Raw genomic sequence first — 3,975 nt, 5'->3', positions numbered from 1 at the left:
GCAAGTCCCCCTGATGCCGGCAAACACAGACCCCTGCGGCTATCAATTCCGCTCCATCTACGAGCTTCATCACCTCGTCGTAAGGCAGTATGGTGGGTCGGTCGGTGATGTCCTGCTCGACGGAGATCTTCCTTGTGCCGGAGGCCTCAGTACCCGTAGGCTGGGCCAGTGCTCTCGTCATGAGGGTCTTTACGACTTTGCTGTAGCTCTTCATCAACTGTGCCAGTCGCTTCGTACGGTCATCGGTATGCCCATGCATGAACTGCAGCTCGATGATCCCGGGCACCAGAGGCAGCAACCTGTAGGACCTATCGCCGTTCCTGTCCTCCGCCCGTACGGTACCAGTGCGCGCCATATCCTCTAACTGCCTCTGCAGACTCTCAACATCGGCGCCTTTGATATACACTGTTGAAAAAGCCGAGGGCATGAACGCGGTGCTGTCCGCGCGCGGCAAAACCAATGACACCGATGCCTCAAGAATCAAGGAGATTTAAGCGATGAATGAATGGAATCAGGCCTCTGGGGGATCGCCGCCGACTTTTGAAGAAGTGGCGGCAAAAATACGACAGCAGTTTAACGCATTCAAGGGCCGTTCGGTACTGATCATTGCCGCATTGGCGGTGGTGGTTGTCTTCTGGACCGCATGGTTCACGGTCCAGCCGGAAGAAACCGGGATCGTGCAGCGCTTTGGAAAAGTGGTTCGCACGGCCGGGCCGGGACTGCATTTCAAACTGCCGTTTGGCATCGAGACAGCCCGTATGCTGCCCACTGCCCGGGTGCTCAAGGAAGAATTCGGTTTTCGGACCGTGGCCAGCACTCCCGGGGAAAAGACCCGCTATGATCCCAGCGGAGCTTATAAAGACGAGTCATTGATGCTCACCGGAGATTTAAACGTCATCGATGTCCAGTGGATTATCCAGTACCGCATTGAAGACCCGATTCGATTTTTGTTTCATGTACGCGAGACCCCCAAAACAATCCGGGATATCACCGAAGCGGTCATGCGCCGGGCCGTGGGCAACCGCATCGGCAGCGAGGTGCTGACCACCGGCCGGGTGGACGTTGCCAGTGAAGCAAAAATTGAGATACAAAAGATTTTGACGGAATATGAGTCCGGAGTTCGTCTGGTCACCATTGAGCTCCAGGACGTAACTCCGCCGGATACCGTAAAACCCGCCTTCAATGAGGTCAACGAGTCGCGCCAGGACAAAGAACGAACAATCAACAGGGCCGAGGAACAGGCCAACAGGGAGATCCCCAAGGCCCGGGGAGTGGCGGAACAAAGTATCAGCGAGGCCGAAGGATACGCCCTGGAGCGCGTCAACCGTGCCCAGGGAGAGGCCACCCGGTTTGAGTCCATTTTAAAACAATACCTGGGAGCCCCCCAGGTCACACGCCGGCGTCTTTACCTGGAGGCCATGACCGGCCTGCTGGCAGACATGAAGGGGCTTTATATCGTGGACCAGGATCAGCAGGCCATGGTGCCGTGGGTTTCAATGGAGTCAGGCGCACAACCATCAGTGCAGCGGAGACAATAATGAGATTTACCTTGAAAGCAGCAGGCATTGCGATATCGGTAGTCATCGTTATCGTTCTCTATAGCGCCCTTTACACTCTGGAGGAAGGCCGGCAGGCAATCGTGGTGCAGTTTGGCAAACCCGTTGGCCAAACCGTGACCGAGGCGGGCCTTCACATGAAACTTCCCTTTATCCAGGAGGTCAGGCGATTTGAAAAGCGGCTGCTGGTCTGGGACGGAGATCCCAACCAGGTGCCCACCAAGGGGCGCGAGTTCATATGGGTGGACACCACGGCCCGGTGGCGGATTGCAGATGCCAAAAAATTTCTTGAAAACGTGGCCAGCGAAGAAGGCGCCCAGTCCCGCCTAAACGATATTCTCGATTCAGTGGTACGCGACCAGGTCTCAAGCAGTGAACTCGTTGAGCTCGTGCGCAGTGCATCATGGGAGGTTCCGGAAGACGATGTGTTAAAGGAAGTCCCAAAGGAGCGGGAAGAAGAGCTTAAAAAAGAGATCGCCCAAGGCAGAGAGCAAATTACCCGAACGATACTGGCTGAAGCGCAAAAGATCATCCCCCAGTACGGCATTGAGCTGGTGGATGTGCGTATAAAGCGCCTCGATTACGTGGAAAGCGTCCGGGAAAAGGTCTATGAGCGCATGATTTCAGAGCGTAAACGCATTGCCGCGCAGTTCCGCTCCGAAGGAGAGGGACGCAGTGCGGAGATCCTCGGTGAAATGGAAAAAGAACTGCGCCAGATCCGCTCCACAGCCTATCGCCGGGTGCAGGAGATCCAGGGCAAGGCGGATGCCGAGGCCACAAAAATATACGGTCAGGCTTACAACAAAAATCCGGAGTTTTATGCGTTTTTGCAAACACTTGAAAGCTACAAGGAAAAGACAAACATGAACTCCGTACTGATCCTCACAACCGACAGCGATTTTTACCAGTACGTCAAGCATGCAAGCCCGGGCCAGGCGCAGAGACCATTGGGTGTGGAGTAACAAGGGCGCCGGCCGTCTCGGCTTTTAAAGCGGAAAGGAAAAACTGCCATGTCAGAGAATTTGGAATCCAAAAATATCGAAGAATTACTGGCAGAGGCGGATGATCTCCTCGGACAGATTGACTCTGATCTCATCAGCGAACTGGAGGAGGAACATCGCCTGCAGGTTGAAATCAATGCACAGAAACTGGAAAAAATCAAATCCGAGGTGCATGACAAAACCGAAAACAAACAAACCCCGGACACAGGCTATGGTGCAGAAGGCATGCATGAAGCGGTTGTTGAAATCGTAAAGACCATGCGGAATTTAAAATTTTTTTCCTGATTTCGGCAAGGCTTTTTTATGGGAAAGCAGCTAAAAATACAGGAGAATTTAGAAGAACTGGTTTTTAACAGGCTCGACATGATGAAAACCCATCTGGACCTAAAATCAGCAGGATATATCGATGCCACTGTCGATTATGCGGAAAAACTGCTGGGCATTGTTTTCAAACCCGTCAAAAAAAACCGGTATAACGCCCTGTGTCCATTCCACGCTGACACCGAAGACAAATTTATGGTGTATGTGGACAAAAAAGATGAGGTCCGGTTCCATTGCTTTGGTGCCTGCAGGGGGGATTGGGATATTTACGATCTGATCATGCTGCGGACGAAACAAGGGTTTGCAACGGCGCAGCAGATGTGGGCCGATCATCTGGGTATCAGGGATTTCAAGCCCTATGCCGGTGCCGCCCCATCTGTTCCCGAACCCGGAGAAACACCGGAGCCTGATGAGCCGGTGGTTTTTGCCGAGTCCGGCAAGCCTGATGAAAAGATTGTTGCCGCCATGAATAATGCGGCCGGCTTCTATAATGCGCTTTTGATGTCCAATGAAAACCAGTTCCGGCACATCCGGGATTATCTGGCGCGCCAGGGTGTTGACAAATCCGTTGTGGAAAAATTCAACATCGGCTATGCGCCGGCCTGCAGCGATACCCGCTATCAAGGCCGGGCGCTGACAGACAGCCTTCTGCCGCGTTTTGAAAATGATTTTCAAACCTTCAATGCATTCCTGGATGGCGGTTTGATCCGATTTTTAAACGACAACACCGCAAAAGCATACGGATACTACTGCCGGCAGATCGATTTCAGACGCAAAGCGTTGTTTTCCAGAAATTACGGTGACGCATTGGCCGGGCGAATCGTGTTCCCCATCTACGATATTGATTCAAATCCGGCTGGCTTGGCCGGCAGACTTCCGGATGACAGGGGTGTTCGGTGGCTCAAACACCAAAGAAATGAAATTGCGCTTTCCTCCGGAAGCTGGCTTTACGGCATTGAAAAGGCAGGGCCGTTTATCCGGCAGTACCGGACAATCATTCTGGTGGAGGGCATTTTTGATTATTTCGCCTTCTACAACCTGCTCCAGGACCAGGACAAGCTGGTGGTGGTTTCGACCCTGGGTTCCTACCCCGCCCC

At 53.2% G+C, this 3,975-nt stretch carries 4 protein-coding genes and 1 pseudogene; 4 read left to right on the top strand and 1 reads right to left on the bottom strand.

What is annotated here, in order from left to right; translation table 11 throughout:
* Positions 1 to 181: pseudogene (locus R6U41_RS11095) on the bottom strand (hypothetical protein); the annotation flags it as partial.
* Positions 182 to 497: 316 nt separating this feature from the next.
* On the opposite strand from R6U41_RS11095, the gene hflK reads away from it, so the two are divergent.
* The 4 genes from hflK to R6U41_RS11075 form a co-directional block, all read left to right on the top strand.
* Positions 498 to 1,538, top strand: a complete 1,041-nt coding sequence (gene hflK, locus R6U41_RS11090) for an FtsH protease activity modulator HflK (RefSeq protein ID WP_410269903.1) — start codon at positions 498 to 500, stop codon at positions 1,536 to 1,538.
* On the top strand, positions 1,538 to 2,518 hold the full coding sequence (gene hflC, locus R6U41_RS11085; RefSeq protein WP_410269902.1) for a protease modulator HflC: 981 nt from the start codon (positions 1,538 to 1,540) through the stop codon (positions 2,516 to 2,518). Before hflK ends, hflC begins: the two co-directional genes overlap by 1 nt.
* A 48-nt stretch (positions 2,519 to 2,566) precedes the next feature.
* The gene (locus tag R6U41_RS11080) at positions 2,567 to 2,842 is read left to right on the top strand and encodes a hypothetical protein (protein ID WP_410269901.1); all 276 of its coding nucleotides are present in this window, start codon (positions 2,567 to 2,569) and stop codon (positions 2,840 to 2,842) included.
* A gap of 18 nt (positions 2,843 to 2,860) precedes the next feature.
* On the top strand, positions 2,861 to 3,975 hold a 1,115-nt coding region (locus R6U41_RS11075; protein ID WP_410269900.1), incomplete at its 3' end, for a CHC2 zinc finger domain-containing protein.

The sequence above is a fragment of the Desulfosalsimonas sp. genome (assembly GCF_046483245.1).
GTDB lineage: Bacteria > Desulfobacterota > Desulfobacteria > Desulfobacterales > Desulfosalsimonadaceae > Desulfosalsimonas.
The sequence above is the reverse complement of the archived record's forward strand: the minus strand, read 5'-3'. Positions and strand labels throughout refer to the sequence as shown.

Coding starts and splice junctions, on each gene's coding strand:
- hflK (WP_410269903.1), top strand. CDS start 498: ATGAATGAATGGAATCAGGCCTCTGGGGGATCGCCGCCGACTTTTGAA.
- hflC (WP_410269902.1), top strand. CDS start 1,538: ATGAGATTTACCTTGAAAGCAGCAGGCATTGCGATATCGGTAGTCATC.
- R6U41_RS11080 (WP_410269901.1), top strand. CDS start 2,567: ATGTCAGAGAATTTGGAATCCAAAAATATCGAAGAATTACTGGCAGAG.